Source organism: Pseudoalteromonas simplex (genome assembly GCF_015278155.1).
Lineage (GTDB): Bacteria > Pseudomonadota > Gammaproteobacteria > Enterobacterales > Alteromonadaceae > Pseudoalteromonas > Pseudoalteromonas simplex.
Map to the genome: position 1 here is coordinate 82835 of NZ_JADILN010000007.1, position 16077 is coordinate 98911.

Sequence of the window (16077 nt, forward strand, 5' to 3'; positions counted from 1 at the left end):
TCAGACCTGTCAGCGGGAGAGCATAAATGTCTGAGCAAAATATACTTAAAACAGCAAAAGGCGATCGTATCGCTATCGTTAGCGGCCTGCGAACGCCATTCGCAAAGCAAGCCACAGCATTCCATCACGTACCAGCCCTTGATATGGGTAAGTTAGTTGTCAACGAAATGCTTGAGCGACTTAACTTTGATAAATCTGAAATTGACCAACTTGTATTTGGACAAGTAGTGCAAATGCCAGAAGCGCCAAATATTGCCCGTGAAATTGTATTAGGTACGGGTATGCCTGTTTCTGTTGATGCTTATTCTGTTTCGCGTGCGTGTGCAACAAGTTTCCAAGCCATTGCTAACGTAGCCGAGTCAATTATGGCAGGCTCAGTGCAAGTAGGTATCGCTGGTGGTGCTGACTCATCGTCTGTATTACCTATTGGTGTTAGTAAAAAATTAGCGGGCAGCCTTGTTGATTTAAACAAAGCACGTACGCTTGGTCAGCGATTAAAGATTTTCTCTAAATTACGTTTAAAAGATTTACTTCCTGTTCCGCCTGCGGTCGCTGAGTACTCTACTGGTTTATCTATGGGTCAAACAGCAGAGCAAATGGCGAAAACACATAGCATCAGCCGTGAAGATCAAGATGCCTTAGCACATCGTTCGCACACCCTTGCAAGTCAGGCGTGGGCTGATGGTAAACTTAAAGATGAAGTAATGACTGCCCATGTTGCACCTTATAAGAGCTTTATTGAGCAAGACAATAACATTCGTCATAACTCAACCGTTGAAGGCTACGCGAAATTAAAACCAGTATTTGACCGTCAGCACGGATCAGTGACTGCAGCTAACGCAACGCCATTAACTGATGGGGCGGCTGCGGTATTAATGATGAGTGAGAGTAAAGCTAAAGCATTGGGTTACGACATTCTAGGTTATGTACGTAGCTTTGCTTTCTCAGCAATTGGTGTACATGAAGATATGCTAATGGGCCCGGCGCACTCAACGCCAATTGCCCTAGATAGAGCTGGTATCACATTAGCTGATTTAGATTTAATCGAAATGCATGAAGCATTTGCAGCGCAAACACTGGCTAATATGAAGATGTTTGCGTCAGATAAATTTGCACAAGAAAAGCTAGGTCGCAGCAAAGCGATCGGCGAAATAAACATGGACAAGTTCAATGTATTAGGTGGCTCACTTGCATACGGTCACCCATTTGCGGCAACAGGTGCGCGCCTGATCACGCAAAGCTTACATGAACTTAATCGTCGCGGTGGCGGCTTAGCGCTTACGACTGCGTGTGCAGCGGGTGGCTTAGGCGCAGCCTTTGTATTGGAGAGTGCGTAATGACAGATTCAGTATTTAGTTTATCAGTGGCTGATGACGGCGTAGCCGTTGTAACCATTGATGTGCCGGGTGAGAAAATGAACACCCTGCGCAGCAGTTTTGCAGAAGATTTAAAAACCTTACTCAAAGACGCACAAGCGCAAGCAGTAAAAGGCATGGTATTTATCAGTGGTAAAAGCGATAACTTTATCGCCGGTGCTGATATTAAAATGCTTGATAGCGCCAATAGCCGTGAAGATGCATTAGCGTTAAGCGAAATGTGTCAGCAAGCATTTTTCGATATGAAAAAGCTGCCTTTCCCAACAGTAAGTGCTATTCATGGTGCTGCATTGGGCGGCGGTTTAGAGTTTGCTTTAGCTTGTGATTATCGCGTGTGTTCAGACAGCGATATCACTAAGCTTGGTTTGCCAGAAGTACAGTTAGGCTTATTACCTGGTGGTGGCGGTACTCAACGTTTACCTAAATTAGTTGGCTTGCAAAAAGCACTTGAGTGGATGCTTACAGGTAAGCAAGTGCGTGCTAAGCAAGCGAAGAAAACAGGCTTAGTAAATGACTGTGTACCACACAGTGTATTACTTGACGTTGCTAAAGAGTTTGCTCTTAAAGGTAAGGCTAAAGTTACTAAACCTAAGCTAGACCGCTTAAGCCAATTACTTGAGTCAAACCCATTTGGTCGCAATATTATTTTCAAAAAAGCACAAGAAAACGTGCTGAAGAAAACAGGCGGTCACTACCCAGCACCTTTAGCCATTATTAAAGCGGTTCGTGCAAGTGTTGAACTTGATCAGTTAAAAGCATACAAAACTGAAGCTGAAGGCTTTGCCACGCTGGTAATGAGTGATGAGTCAAAAGCATTACGTGGTATTTTCTTTGCAACCACTGAAATGAAAAAAGAGTGGCGTAATGATGATGCCCCAGCAATCGCTAAAGCGGCTGTATTAGGTGGCGGCCTCATGGGCGCGGGTATTGCTCATGTTAGTGCTGTAAAAGCGGGTGTTCCAGTGCGCATTAAAGATGTGGCTGAAAAGGGCATCAGCAATGCAATGAACTACAGCTACAAGATTTTAGATAAAAAGCAAAAGCGTCGTATTTTATCTAAAGCTGATCTACAACAAACCATGAACCGCATTACAGGTACCACCGATTACAGCGGCTTTAAACACATTGATATCGTTATCGAAGCAGTGTTTGAAGATCTTGCTTTAAAGCAAGGTATGGTGGCTGATGTAGAACGTGAGTGCCAAGACAACACGATTTTTGCAAGTAATACCTCGTCATTACCGATTGCACAAATTGCTGCTGATGCAGCACGCCCAGAAAATGTAATTGGTCTGCATTACTTCTCACCTGTTGAGAAGATGCCACTTGTTGAGATCATTCCACATGAAGGTACGTCTGAAGAGACTATCGCACGCGTTGTTAACTTTGCCCGTAAGCAAGGTAAAACACCGATTGTGGTTAAAGATATGGCTGGTTTCTATGTAAACCGTATCTTAGCGCCTTATGTAAATGAAGCGGCTAATTTACTGCTTGCAGGTGAGCCAATTGAAAAGATTGACCAAGCATTGGTTGAGTTTGGATTCCCGGTAGGGCCTTTAGCGCTTCTTGATGAAGTAGGGATTGATATCGGTTCTAAAATTGCGCCAATCCTTGAAAAAGAATTGGGCGAGCGCTTTAAAGCACCTGACGCCTTTAATCGCTTAATCGATTCTAAGCGTTTAGGTCGTAAGACTGGCCGTGGTTTTTATCTTTACGACAAGAAAGATAAAAAAGTGGATGAGTCAGTTTACGAGCTACTTGGTGTTACGCCATCACCTCGTTTAAACAAGAGCGAAATTGCTAAACGTTGTGTTGCGCAAATGCTTAACGAAGCGGTGCGCTGTTTAGATGATGGCATTATTGCAAGCCCGCGTGATGGTGATATTGGTGCTATTTTTGGTATTGGTTTCCCACCATTCTTAGGCGGTCCATTTAGCTATATGGATAAACTGGGTGCAGCACAAGTGAGCTCAGAAATGGCGACTTTTGCTAACTACAACCCAATTTTCACACCTTGCGATACGTTAAAAGCAATGGCTGAAAAGGGTGGTCGTTTTTACCAAGCAGAAAGCGAAGAGCCGGCTGTAGCTGAAGCTAAGCCTGTCGATCCGGTTGAAGTAACCAAAGAAGTGGTTGAAGACGAGCAAGCGTCAGAAGAAGCTGATAAAGAAACGACTAAAAGCTAATTCTTTAAATTAGTTAATTTTAAAAGCCCTGCTCATTGAGCGGGGCTTTTTTATTGGTTCGAACTTGGTTAGAAGTTGAGCGGATTAAATCTTGACTATAGGTTATTATCTATATAGATTTAAATCTATGGTCAAGGAGGACTCATATGTGGTTAGTTGAAACAACCGACAGATTCGATAATTGGTTTGACGCCTTAGATGACACAGACCGAACTAATGTACTTGCGTGTTTATTGGTTCTTCAGGAGCGAGGTCCTATGCTAGCAAGACCTTATGCAGATACAGTGTATGGTTCTTGTTTTAGTAATATGAAGGAGTTAAGGATTCAAAGTAAAGGGATTCCGATACGTGCTTTTTTTGCTTTTGATCCAAACCGAAAAGCGATTGTTCTCTGTGCGGGTAATAAAAACTCAAATGAAAAAAGGTTTTATGAGCAAATGATCCCGATAGCTGATAGTGAATATTCGGCTCACCTAGATAAGTTAGAAAAGAGGTAAATATAATGGCTAGAACACTGGAAAAGTTATTGGCGAATGAAAAACCAGAAGTGGTAGCCAAAGCTAAGAAAGCGGCGTCAGATATGCTTCTTAATATTCATTTAGCAGAGCTTCGTGAACATATGAAACTAACACAAGGTGAGATGGCGAAAGAGCTTGGCGTCAAGCAGCCAACGATATCTGACATGGAGAAACCAGGTCGTGACGTTAGATTATCATCATTAAAGCGCTATGTTGAAGCTGCTGGGGGTACCTTAAGACTTGATGTTGAGCTCCCGGACGGGAGTCATTTTGGCTTTGAAGTATAACTAAGTTAAGTCTAAAAAATGTGGGCTTTTCTTCTATATTGGCCATAAGTGGTATTTAACTCACGAAATCAGTTTGTTATAACTAGGTTTATTTACAAAGCGATTAATCACCATGACTCTCACCACTGCGCGATTAACATTAAGGCTGTTAAATGCCGATGACTGGCCGCTGTTTTATACTTTGCATAATGATGCTCAAGTGATAGAGAAGTGCTTCGATAAGCCCTCAGAGGCGCAACTACGAGCAAAGTTTAATGAGCGTTTAAAGCCTTGGCAGCCAAATTCGAATTCACCACTTTGTTTAGTTATTGTTGAAACCAGTACGGGTAAAGAGGTGGGTGTGACGGGGTTTACTTCATCAACAGTGCCAGATAGTCAAGAAGTTGGTTATTTGCTACTGCCTAACTTTCATGGTCGTGGCTATGCCACAGAGTCTTTGCAAGCGGTGCTTGATTACGCCAAATCAGAGCATGCTGTGCGTGAATTTAAAGCGGTTGTCACCGAGGGTAATATCGGTTCAGAAAAAGTACTTGAGAAATGTGGTTTTCAGTTAGTCGATAAGCAACTAGATGCGTATGCTATTGGCGGTGTTTTGTATACCGATCATCATTTTCATTTAAGTTGCACTGATCACAGAGCGTGATCAGTGCGCAATTTTACAGATGAAGCTCAATTGCTTTTCTGTCTTTTTCTGGCATATTCGCAACCACTAAATCAAACGAATTATCAATCATTCGTTCAATCTCTCCCTGTGGTACGGTGCCATCTAAAATAACCGTATTCCATAAACGTTTGTTCATGTGATAACCCGGGATCACCGACGGGAAAATATCACGCAGTGCTTGGGCTTCATCTGGATCGCATTTCAGATTTAGCCACCATACAAGGTTTCCCTCATCGTCAGTTTGACCTTCTTTGCCCTCGGCAAGGGTAGCAAACATTTTATGATTCACCTTGTAAACGTCGACATCTTGGCCAAATGGTTGGGTGATCATCACCAATGGCTTTTTCATTAAATACTCGTGTACTGTGTGTTGATTCATGATCCAATCCTTGAAGTCATTTTTCGTAGTTATAAACATAGCAGCTTTTTCGTAGTTTGGAGACAACTATCGTTATAATTTGCTGAAAAATAATATAAATAAAGGCTCTGAGATTAAACTGTAAATTTTTATTGAACAAAAGCTATTACGTGGTAAATTTCTGTCATCAAAAAACGATAGGAATACACCCATGCCTAAGGCAAGTGAAGTTAAAAAAGGCGCCGCTATCGAGCATAACGGCCGTGTTTTAGTAGTTAAAGATATTCAACGTTCTGTACCACAAGGTCGTGCTGGTGGCAGTTTATACCGCATGCGTTTATACGATGTGGTAACAGGCGGTAAAGTTGATGAAACATTTAAAGACAGCGATATGTTAAAGCTTGCTGATCTCATTCGTCGCGAAGCAATGTTCTCTTACATTGATGGTGAAGAGTATGTTTTCATGGATAATGAAGACTACACGCCATATAACCTTAATAAAGAAGCGATCAGCGAAGAGATTTTATTCGTTAATGAAGAAACTCAAGGCCTTCACGTGATTGTGATTGATGGCTCACCAGTTGGCTTAGATTTACCATCAAGTGTTGAGCTTGTTGTTGAAGAAACAGACCCTTCAATCAAAGGCGCTTCAGCAAGTGCACGTTCAAAGCCAGCACGTTTAACAACGGGTTTAACGATTCAAGTTCCTGAGCATATTTCAACAGGTGACCGTATTCGTATCAACACCGTTGAACAAAAATTTATGGGACGCGCAGAAAAATAACTCTGTGGTCCATTAGAGAACCGGCTTTTTGCCGGTTTTTTGCTTTATTAGTAACTCGCTCATTACAAAATTCATTGAAAAAGGAACGAAAAACGCGCATTATTATTGGCTTACGAAAACAATAATAATTATCAGTAGTAGATTAATGTTGAACCACGGATTGGAAAACAGAGAATACATCAAACTCCCTGAAGGCGTTGATATCGCCATTACTCCCGCTGGCGTTGTTGCCAGAAGCTATGCCTACATTATCGATTTTATTATCCGTAGTTTGGTTCTACTTGCTGTTGGTACTGTATTGGCCTTCTTTGGTGATGCAGGGCAGGGGCTTATCTTAATTGCTTACTTTTTAATTTCATGGGGATATAACATCCTGTTTGAAATGGAAAATGGCCAAACGCCGGGTAAAAAACGCCTTAAAATCCGTGTTGTGCAAGACAATGGCTTACCAGCGAGCTTTTCGCAAATTGTAGTGCGTAACTTACTACGTCCAGCCGATATGCTACCTATAGGCTATTTCTTAGGCCTTGTGGTTATGTTGTTTAACAACCGTTTTAAACGCATTGGTGATTGGGCTGCAGGCACTATGGTCATTTATGATGATGAGTTAGCAACGCGACCTGAATTATCACAAGGAGAAGTGCATATTCCTACCATTAGCTTAACCACCGAAGAGCAATTAGCGGTGCTTGCTTTTGCAGAGCGTCATGATGAACTATCTGATGCAAGGCGCCGTGAGTTGGCAGCTATTTTAGCTACTCCTTTTTCTGCCGCAGAGAATGAGATTGAGGCGCAGCTTGTTAGTTACGCACGCCACTTTGCAGGTCAAGTTCAACACGATAACGATTACCCGCAGCAGGAGGGTAAGCAATGAAGCAAACTCAATTTGTAAAATCAAATAGTGTCAGTTGGGATGAGTTTGAAGCGCTTTGCGAGCAAAATAGTGCAAAGTCTTTACCTGTTAATTTCCCTAACTTGTATCGCAAAGTCTGTAATGATTTAGCCATTGCGCAAAGTCGTCAATACAGCCCAGTGTTGATTGAGCAAATAAACAGGCTGGTGCAATTAGGACAAAAGCGCCTTTATTTATCTCGAAGCAATCAATTTTCTGAAATATGGCATGTGGCCCGCACGGCATTTCCACGTGCACTGTATGAAAATCGTTTAATGCTTGGCATTAATTTATTGGCATTTTGGGGATTGGCCTTAGTTGCTTTTATTTGGGTGACAATTGACCCTGATGCCGCTTATACATTTTTAGGGCAAGGGACAGTGCTTAATATCGAACAAATGTATAACCCTAGTGGTAGCGTTCAATCGGCTGAGCGTGGTGCATCACAAGATCTGATGATGTTCGGGGTCTATATCTACAATAACATTGGCATTGCATTTCAGATGTTTGCAGGTGGCGTACTGTTCTGCGTTGGCGCAGCTTTTTTCCTGTTGTTCAATAGTTTTTATTTTGGTGCCGTTGCAGCTCACATTGTGAATGTTGGGTTTGAAGGGCCGTTTTTTTCATTTGTAATAACCCATGGCTCATTTGAGTTAACCGCTATCATCATTGCCTCAGCGGCCGGGTGTCAAATAGGTTACGGCTTGTTAAATCCTGGGCAGTATACTCGCGCATATGCGATGAAACAGGCTGCACAAAAAGCACTTCCACTGATTGTTGGCGCATTTTTAATGTTAGTCATTGCCGCTTTTATCGAAGCATTTTGGTCACCCCGTGATATTGCTAACGAAATTAAATATTTAGTTGGCAGCGGTTGTTGGGCTTATGTCATTTTTCGCTTGTACAGGGGAATGCGCTATGGAGCTTAATCGTCTTAGCTTCAATCCTCGCAAGCGCAGTGCTTACGAAACCTTTGATTTAACAGTGTTGCTAGTTAAGCAGCATGCTGTCGCATTGGTCTCTTTGTATTTGATGATGGCCGTGCCCGTATTTTTAATTGTTGGCTTTCTAGTAAACTGGGGCATAGGCGGCTTTGTTGTTTGGTGGCTTAAACCTGTATTTGAGCGACCATTACTTGATTACATGTCAAAAGCGGTTTTCAATCAGCCAGCCAGCATAATGAGTAGCTTAAAGTTACTCAAGCAGTTAAAAATGACTGATATGCTTGCGCATTTAACCGTTTTTAGGCTCAGCCCTAATAGAGCATTTTTAGCCCCCGTAGAGCAACTTGAACGACTATCAGGTGAACGCAAAACCAAACGTAAGCAGGTGTTGTTTGCTTCAACTAAGCCTAAGCAGACATTGTGGGTGCTGTTTTGTGTACATTTTGAGTTTATCTTATTGATGGGAATATCGGCACTGACAATTGCACTTGTGCCCCATTCATTCTCTGCACAAGAAGCCATGTACCAAATTTTTGAAGCGCCAATCTGGGTTGAGATAGCGTTTAACTTTATTTATATCTTCAGTATTTCATTAGTGGCGCCGCTTTTTGTTACTGGCGGTTTCCTTGCTTATTTACACCGCCGAGTTGAACTAGAGGGCTGGGATATCGAGCTGGCATTTAAAAATATTCGCACCCGTCTTGCAGGCGTAGTCAGTGCTGTAGCACTTCTTCTGCTGACAACATTTACGCTGCAACCATCAACAAGCTATGCAGAGCAAATCGATAAGCAAGCTGTAAAAGAGCAAGTTACTGCTCTTTATAATGAGCCTAATGTCATCGAAACTGAGACTACGTGGGTGCCAAATATCGAAGCCAAAGCGAGTTCATCAGATAGTGATTGGTCTTGGCTTATCGATGTATTTACTGCCATTGGTGAAGTGTTTGGCGTGTTAGTTTGGGTATTGGTCGGCTTATTAGTTATTTGGCTAGTGTATTACCTGATGCAAAAACGTGGCTTTTTTGCCAACTTAAGCTTGCCTGAGCGCAGTAAAGTGAATGAACAGCCAGTGATCCCAACCTTATTTGCAGAAATTAAAAGTAAGGATTTACCTACTGATTTAATTGCTGCTGCAAAGCAGTGTTTTGAGCAAGGGCAGCACCGCTTGGCGCTGGCGTATTTGCTTCATCATGCGCTGAGTTGGGCACAGCAACGACATGAAGTGCGCTTACACCGCTCGATGACTGAGCGCGAATGTAAACGTGCAATTGATGCTAGGGTGCCAAATCAAGGGCAAGCAATTTTTGCTCGCTTATTTTCTGCGTGGGTCACGGTCGCTTGGGGCCATAAAACCCCTGATATCGACTTTATCGAGCTGATTGAGCAAATTACAGCTATGACAGCAGAGACTAAGGAGCAAGCCCATGAAGCTTAAGGTTGTGCTTATTGCGGCGCTCGTATTGTTTAGCTTATTTGTTATTGCGGGTATTGCCTCTTTAGATTGGCAGAAAAAAGAAATAGAGATTGGCTTTCATAGTGATGTCGCAAAAGATAACTTTACGATGGCTCAACGGCTACTTAAAGCCAATGGTATCGATTGGAATAAAAACAAGCGCTTGGCAGAGCAAGCTCAAAGTGATGAGTTAAACATAGACCCACAAAGTATCTTAATTTTAGATGAGGCAGTGCTTGCTGATTCTTACCTGTTAGATGTACAGCTGGCTGATTGGGTCGCTGAAGGCGGACGCTTGATTTATGTATTAAACAGGCAACGTGATGAGCTGGCAATTGATAGCACCGTATTTTTTAGTCAGCTTAGTATTAATGTAGAAAGCCAAGAAGATGTGTTTGAATATGATTTTGCAATGCTCAAAGAGGGGCATAAAAATAGTACGCTCTCAATTGATGAAAACACTGAGCTTGACCTTGAGCTAAGCCGTGCCTTTTTTATTGAAAACTGCCCCGGTGTGAATACCAATAATGATAACGGCGACACCTTGATGTGTGACTTTGCGTTTGGTCAAGGTCGGGTCATTGTGATGCCATCGCTGTTACCTTTTACTAATTACCGACTTCGCCACCTTGATCATGGCAGCTTATTACTTTGGTTAAGTAAAGGGGCTAAAAAAGTAACCTATGTCCCTTACCTGACTTACCCAAATTGGTTTGCCAAATTATGGCACTGGAGCTGGCAATGTGTGGTGACGTTGCTGTTATTAATTGTGCTTGCAGTATGGCATATCAGTAGTCGCATCGGCCGCTCTTATGCTCCTGACTTCGATGTAAAAACCAGCTTTAATCAGCATATTCGAGCAGTAGCAAACTTTTATTCTGAGCATGGTCACGAAGCCGTGTTATTTACTGCTCTAGAAAAAGATTTTTACGCCAAAGTAGAGTCGCGAGTGCCTAACTTTAAGATGCTTAGTGCTGAAAAGCAGGCGCAGATCATCGCTAATTTAACTCATTTTGAAAAACAACAGGTGGCAGAGTTGCTTGCGAGCAAGTTGCCTGAGTCAAAAGAACAACGAACAGAATATATAAAACGATTTAAACAATTAAGGAATGCCTTATGAGCACGGAATTAGACACTAATCGCATGAGCTTAGTTGAGGCAGCTGATGCAGTAAAACAAGTAAAGCATAACATTTCGCGTGTGTTAGTCGGTCAAGATGCCATTGTTGAAGATGTGCTTACGGTACTCTTTGCGGGTGGTCATGTGTTACTTGAAGGGGTTCCAGGGCTTGGCAAAACGCTACTGGTTAGAGCATTAGCAAAAAGCTTAAATGTAGATTTTTCGCGAGTGCAGTTTACACCGGATTTAATGCCTTCAGATGTTGTTGGCCATAGTTTGTATGATATGAAATCAGGTGAATTTAATATCAAAAAAGGCCCAGCATTTACTAATATTTTACTGGCTGATGAAATCAACCGTGCACCCGCAAAAACGCAATCAGCCCTTCTTGAGGTGATGCAAGAGCAACAAATCACCATTGATGGGGAGTCATTATCTATTGATTCACCGTTTATGGTATTAGCGACTCAAAACCCATTAGATCAAGAGGGGACGTATCCACTGCCAGAGGCTGAATTAGACCGCTTTATGATGAAAGTTGAGCTTGGTTTTCCTTCTCATGAATCGGAAGTTGAGCTTTTAAAACTGAATACACAAATTGTGTCTAATGAAACCAAAGTAGAGCAGCTGCCAGCAGTATTAGATGCTAAGCGTATTGCGGAAATTAAACAGCTTTGTGCAGATATCTTAGTCGACGAACAAATACTTAATTATGCCGTTGATATCGTGCGTAGTTCACGAACTTGGCAGGGCGTGTTGCACGGTGCAGGGTTACGTGCCTCAATTAATATTATTAAAGCCGCAAAAGTAATGGCATTAATGAATGGTCGTGACTTTGTAACCCCAGATGACGTGAAGTCAGTGTCAGTGAATATTTTAAGGCACCGATTAATTTTATCGGCTGATTTGGAGCTGGAAGGGGTGTCATTTGATGAAGTGATCAATGCCATTTTAGCCAGTGTTGAAGCGCCGCGCTCATGAATCGCATCAAGCATAGACCTGCAAAACGCTTAGTACAATTAACAGCTTTGTTGCTGTTATTGTTGTTTGTCTGTGCCATTGCATCGGTTGACAGCTTAGTGTTAACGGCCTTGCTCCTAGTGCCTTTATTGGTCGCATTTTTCGATTATATGGCGGCAAAGTCAGAGCCTTTACTTGAAGTAAGCGCACAAACGAACCTCAACATGGCTTTGTATCGACGCCAACCCTTGCAGATAGTGATTAAAAACAAAGCGAAGCATGCGACCATGCTAGATGTCAGTGTTCATTTGAGCAATGCAATTGAGCTGCAAAAGCCACAGCAAACGGTGTTTATTGATGCAATGCAACAAGCAAAGCAGAGCTTTACATTACGCGCTCACAAGCGAGGCGATGCGCAGATCAGTGCCATTGAACTTAGAGTTGGGTCGCCATTTGGCCTTTGGCAAACAAACTGGCTAGCTGCGCAAGCGATTCAACTAAAAGTGTATCCCGATTTTAGCCGTGTGACTTCAAAGCAGCATTTAAATGGCGTAGTGAATAAGCCTATTTCAGGCTTAAAGCTCACTAAAAAGCGCGGTGATGGTATCGAATTTCAGCAATTACGCGAATATCGCCAAGGTGATAGTGTTAGGCAGATAGACTGGCAAGCGACCAGTAAGCGCCGAAAACTCATTTCTCGTGAGTATCAAGAAGAGCAAAATCAACATGTCATAGTGATGCTAGACGCTTCTAAAAAAATGGCCATTGAAGCTAATGAAGGCAGCCACTTTGATCATGCTTTAAATGCATTGTTACTGCTGTCGCATACAGTTTTAAAGCAAGGTGACTGGTTTAGCATGCAAAGCTTTAACCAAAGCCTGCGCTGGTTACCCGATGTTAAAGGCGCACAGAATGTATCACGGGTAATGAATCACTTTTATGATCTATACCCAGATAAGAGCAGCAGTGACTATTTAGTGGCTGTGAACCAATTAATTGCTAAACGCAGTAAACGTTCTTTAGTGTTATTAGTTACCACCCTTGATGAGCAAAGCATTGATGAGTTAATGCCTGCAATTAAGCTATTACAAAAACACCACTTAGTGGCACTTATTAATATTAATAACCGTGCTGTAAATGAAGTGCTCGATGAGCCTATTGAAAAGTACGAAGATGCAACCAGTTACTGTGCAGCATTAGCACTACTAAATTCACATAAAGCCAATATGGCGAAGCTGAAAAAACAAGGTGTAATAGCCATAGACTGTAACCCTGAGCAGCTACTACCGCATGTGCTTAACACCTATTTAAATGTGAAGCACTCCGGGGCATTGTAAAACCCTAATAGCAACTGGCAATAAAAAGGCATTGAATTCAATGCCTTTTTTATTAAATAACGAAACGATTATTTTTGATTATCAATAGCTTCGTTAATTTTGTATTGGAAATAAATAACGTTAAAGAAAAACGTTAAAATACCACCTAAATGAACTGGTTCATTGCTACCTTCATTAATTAACTCTTTAATCGATGTACGAAGAGAGAAAATTAATACAATGGCAACAACAAACGAAATCAGTGACACAATACCACCAATTTCAGGTGAAACTCCTGCAAAAGACAACACAATATTCACAATGTACAAAGCAACATAGCCATAAACTAAGCCTTGGCTTATCTGGTTATCTGCTAATGCATTAGCTTTATTAGTTCGGCTCACTAACCAATAAACACTATAGATACCAAATGTGAAAAGGCATAAAAAGAACACGCCCCAAGCAGAGAAGCGGTCAAAGTTTAAAATAGGTTTATTACCACCGTTGTTTTGCTGAGTAAGCTCAGCTTCTGGTGCTTCATAGATGTTAGCTGATTCTTCAGACATAACGATTCCTCATAATTATTTTTTATATTCCTTTGTGCTGATAGCACGCATCGATAATAACAGTGAGGTTGCTTTTTGTACATCATTTCAACAGCCTAGAAAGTAAAGCTTTGTAACATAAAGGCCAGTATAAATAAGCCTTATAGAGGTTATAGCATGAGTGAAGTTTTAAAGCTTGCTGAAATTATGTACACTGCCGCTGATTTTTATGAGGTGCTGTGTGTTATTTATCTTTTTGAGTTGTGTATTTATTTTGGTGATGTATTTAGAGTCTTTGTCTAAAGGAATGCCGGTAAAGCGCTGGATGCTGTTAGGCGGTGTGCTTGGGCCTGTTGCTTGGTGTTTATTTAACATGCACTACCGCCGCGCATTTGTGCGTCACGTTGGTCATCAATCGTGTGGCTGGCGACCTTAAGCTTTTGCTGTTTTTAGTAGGCTCGGCGCAGATTTATCGAGTTGCTTTTGTAAGAAGGCGGTAAATTCTGGCTGTGATAGTGGCTTTGAGTAATAGTAACCTTGTACCGTCTGACATTTTAACTGCTCTAACATCATGACTTGTTCGGCTTGTTCAACGCCTTCTGCAACCACATGTAAATCAAGGTTATGAGCAATGGTTACAATCGAGTCGACCATATTCCGGCCACGTTCTGTTTGCATGTCGTCAATAAAGGCTTTATCAACTTTCAAAGTATTAAGCGGGAACTGTTTTAGATAAGCTAACGATGAGTAGCCCGTACCAAAGTCATCCATTGCAAGGTGAATACCTCGGGCACTGAGTGAGCGCATGACAGAAATAGCTTCGTTTGGGTCGTCCATAACCGTACCTTCGGTGATCTCAAGTTCAAGGAAGTAAGAGGGCAGTTCATTCTTTTGCAAAATCACATCAATACGGGTGGTTAAATCGGGCAAGCTGAACTGTTTAGCGGATAAGTTCACTGCAACACGACCGTTGAATAACCCTTGGTCAATCCACGCCTTTACATCGCGGCATGCTTTGTTTAAAACAACTTCACCAATTTCGATAATTTGCCCAGTTTCTTCAGCAATAGGAATAAACACACCTGGACTAATTACACCTTTTTTCGGGGTAATGAAGCGTACCAAGGCTTCCATACCATCTAGTTTACCTGTACGAATATTCATTTTTGGCTGGTAGTACACTTCAAAGTGGTCTTCTTTTAGACCGTAACGCATTAAATTTTCGATTTGTAAGCGTTTAACCGCTTCACGGTTCATTGTGTCGTTGAAAAACAGATAGCTATTACCTTTTTTCTTAGCGTGATACATGGCTGTATCCGCATTTTTAAGTAATAACTCGGGGGTATTACCATCTTCAGGAAACAGCACAATACCGACACTTGAGGTGATCACCAGTTCATGGCCTGCCATATTAAAAGGTGTAGCAATTGCGGCTAAAAAGAGTTTAGCCATGCGAGTGATAGTATGAATATCGTTGGTGCCCGACATTACGAGCGCAAACTCATCCCCGCCAAGACGATAAAACACATCTTTTTCGCGGGTTAACTTATTCAAGCGCATCGCAAGCTTAGACAATAAGCTATCACCAAGTTGGTGACCCAGAGAGTCGTTAATCTTCTTAAAGTTATCTAGGTCAAACACTAACAAAGCGTGATGATTATCTTGCTTAGCGAGCTTTTTCAGGTTGGTGAAAAACAAGTTTCGGTTAGGTAAGCCCGTTGTACGGTCACGGTTTGATAAGTTATGTAATTGTGACTCTGCTTTTTTACGCTCAGTTTCATCTGAAAAAACAACGACGTAGTTACATATTTGGTTGTGCTCATTTTTGATTTCATCAATTGAAATTTCAATTGGTAACAGCTGTCTTTTCGCATTGCGAAGTTTTACCTCTTGCTGCCAGTGTTCTGTCGCTTTTACAGTGGCTTTAATTTCATCTACATAGCTTTGGTCATAGCCATTTAAGGTAAAATCTTTCTTTAAGTATTGCTCTCGTGTACCACCAAATAGTGTTAAAAAACTTGGGTTTAAGTCAACCAATTTGAAGTTTTTATCGTAAATAGCGATGGCGTCAGTTAGCGACTCAACGCATTTAGCGAATAGGTTTAAACGTGCTTCTGTTGATTTCAGCTGAGAAATATCTCTTACAGTGCCAGTCATACGCAAAGGGTTGAGGTTTGCGTCTTTTTCGATGATCTTGCCGCGATCTAGTACCCAGTGCCAACGACCAAAGCTGTCTTTAATGCGGTAACTCGCTTCAAAAAAAGCGGTATGCTCGGCGAAGTGTTTTTTAAGAGCTGTTTCGACGTGTTGTAAGTCGTGTGGGTGAATTAATTCGCGATTAGGGGGAAAGCCGCTGCTACTATTTGTATCTGAAGTGTATTTATCATTAATTCGTAGCACCTCGCCGGTTTTAATATTCCAGTCCCAGAGGGTGTCACCACTACCTTCTACGGTACTTTTTAAACGATGTTCTGAGATACGAAGTTGCTGTCGAGAGCGTTTTAGTTTAAAAATTATGAATAATAAGTATGGCAATAACAGCATCATGATAGCACTTGGAATAAGCAACAATGTGCTCTGTTCAAGCTCTATGGGGCTGGCGGATGCAGAAAAAACCCCAGCCATACTTATTGTTAAAAAAGCAGAAATCATTTTTATTATTTTTGTCATTAATG

At 41.7% G+C, this 16077-nt stretch carries 16 protein-coding genes; 13 read left to right on the top strand and 3 right to left on the bottom strand.

Going from position 1 to position 16077, the window contains the following annotated elements:
• Positions 1 to 26: 26 nt before the first annotated feature.
• The 5 genes from fadI to IRQ78_RS14305 all read left to right on the top strand — a co-directional run bounded on the left by fadI (position 27) and on the right by IRQ78_RS14305 (position 5010).
• Positions 27 to 1337 carry an acetyl-CoA C-acyltransferase FadI gene (gene fadI, locus IRQ78_RS14285; RefSeq protein ID WP_054553218.1) on the top strand — a complete coding sequence of 437 codons (1311 nt, stop codon included), beginning with the start codon at positions 27 to 29 and terminating at the stop codon, positions 1335 to 1337.
• Positions 1337 to 3562 carry a fatty acid oxidation complex subunit alpha FadJ gene (fadJ, locus tag IRQ78_RS14290; RefSeq protein ID WP_194442555.1) on the top strand — a complete coding sequence of 742 codons (2226 nt, stop codon included), beginning with the start codon at positions 1337 to 1339 and terminating at the stop codon, positions 3560 to 3562. Before fadI ends, fadJ begins: the two co-directional genes overlap by 1 nt.
• A gap of 146 nt (positions 3563 to 3708) precedes the next feature.
• A complete protein-coding gene (locus IRQ78_RS14295) occupies positions 3709 to 4059 on the top strand; it encodes a type II toxin-antitoxin system RelE/ParE family toxin (protein WP_058586352.1) in 351 nt (116 codons plus the stop codon).
• Positions 4060 to 4064: 5 nt separating this feature from the next.
• Positions 4065 to 4367 carry a helix-turn-helix domain-containing protein gene (locus IRQ78_RS14300; protein ID WP_054553216.1) on the top strand — a complete coding sequence of 101 codons (303 nt, stop codon included), beginning with the start codon at positions 4065 to 4067 and terminating at the stop codon, positions 4365 to 4367.
• A gap of 112 nt (positions 4368 to 4479) precedes the next feature.
• Positions 4480 to 5010, top strand: a complete 531-nt coding sequence (locus tag IRQ78_RS14305) for a GNAT family N-acetyltransferase (RefSeq protein ID WP_054553215.1) — start codon at positions 4480 to 4482, stop codon at positions 5008 to 5010.
• A gap of 13 nt (positions 5011 to 5023) precedes the next feature.
• Here the strand turns inward: IRQ78_RS14305 and IRQ78_RS14310 are convergent, their stop codons facing one another.
• Entirely contained in the window at positions 5024 to 5410 is a 387-nt protein-coding gene (locus IRQ78_RS14310; protein WP_054553214.1) for an MmcQ/YjbR family DNA-binding protein, read from the bottom strand.
• A gap of 190 nt (positions 5411 to 5600) precedes the next feature.
• Between IRQ78_RS14310 and efpL the strand changes: the two genes are divergently transcribed.
• The 7 genes from efpL (at position 5601) to IRQ78_RS14345 (ending at position 12878) form a co-directional block, all read left to right on the top strand.
• Complete coding sequence (gene efpL, locus IRQ78_RS14315; protein WP_054553213.1) at positions 5601 to 6173, top strand: elongation factor P-like protein EfpL; 573 nt, start codon at positions 5601 to 5603, stop codon at positions 6171 to 6173.
• A gap of 145 nt (positions 6174 to 6318) precedes the next feature.
• A complete protein-coding gene (locus IRQ78_RS14320) occupies positions 6319 to 7047 on the top strand; it encodes an RDD family protein (protein ID WP_194442556.1) in 729 nt (242 codons plus the stop codon).
• Positions 7044 to 7994, top strand: coding sequence for a stage II sporulation protein M (locus tag IRQ78_RS14325; protein ID WP_187490205.1), 951 nt, complete (start codon positions 7044 to 7046; stop codon positions 7992 to 7994). Before IRQ78_RS14320 ends, IRQ78_RS14325 begins: the two co-directional genes overlap by 4 nt.
• Positions 7984 to 9444, top strand: a complete 1461-nt coding sequence (locus IRQ78_RS14330; RefSeq protein WP_194442557.1) for a hypothetical protein — start codon at positions 7984 to 7986, stop codon at positions 9442 to 9444. Before IRQ78_RS14325 ends, IRQ78_RS14330 begins: the two co-directional genes overlap by 11 nt.
• Positions 9434 to 10582, top strand: a complete 1149-nt coding sequence (locus IRQ78_RS14335; RefSeq protein ID WP_138618571.1) for a DUF4350 domain-containing protein — start codon at positions 9434 to 9436, stop codon at positions 10580 to 10582. The genes IRQ78_RS14330 and IRQ78_RS14335 overlap by 11 nt, the downstream gene beginning before the upstream one ends.
• Entirely contained in the window at positions 10579 to 11562 is a 984-nt protein-coding gene (locus IRQ78_RS14340) for an AAA family ATPase (RefSeq protein ID WP_054553208.1), read from the top strand. Before IRQ78_RS14335 ends, IRQ78_RS14340 begins: the two co-directional genes overlap by 4 nt.
• Entirely contained in the window at positions 11559 to 12878 is a 1320-nt protein-coding gene (locus tag IRQ78_RS14345; RefSeq protein ID WP_194442558.1) for a DUF58 domain-containing protein, read from the top strand. Before IRQ78_RS14340 ends, IRQ78_RS14345 begins: the two co-directional genes overlap by 4 nt.
• A gap of 68 nt (positions 12879 to 12946) precedes the next feature.
• On the opposite strand, the gene IRQ78_RS14350 is transcribed toward IRQ78_RS14345, so the two are convergent.
• On the bottom strand, positions 12947 to 13423 hold the full coding sequence (locus tag IRQ78_RS14350) for a DUF4234 domain-containing protein (protein ID WP_194442559.1): 477 nt from the start codon (positions 13421 to 13423) through the stop codon (positions 12947 to 12949).
• A 208-nt stretch (positions 13424 to 13631) separates the two neighbouring features.
• On the opposite strand from IRQ78_RS14350, the gene IRQ78_RS14355 reads away from it, so the two are divergent.
• Positions 13632 to 13838, top strand: coding sequence for a hypothetical protein (locus IRQ78_RS14355; protein WP_228482643.1), 207 nt, complete (start codon positions 13632 to 13634; stop codon positions 13836 to 13838).
• On the opposite strand, the gene IRQ78_RS14360 is transcribed toward IRQ78_RS14355, so the two are convergent.
• Entirely contained in the window at positions 13835 to 15949 is a 2115-nt protein-coding gene (locus IRQ78_RS14360; protein ID WP_371352126.1) for a sensor domain-containing protein, read from the bottom strand. The genes IRQ78_RS14355 and IRQ78_RS14360 overlap by 4 nt on opposite strands.
• Between the last annotated feature and the right edge of the window lie 128 nt (positions 15950 to 16077).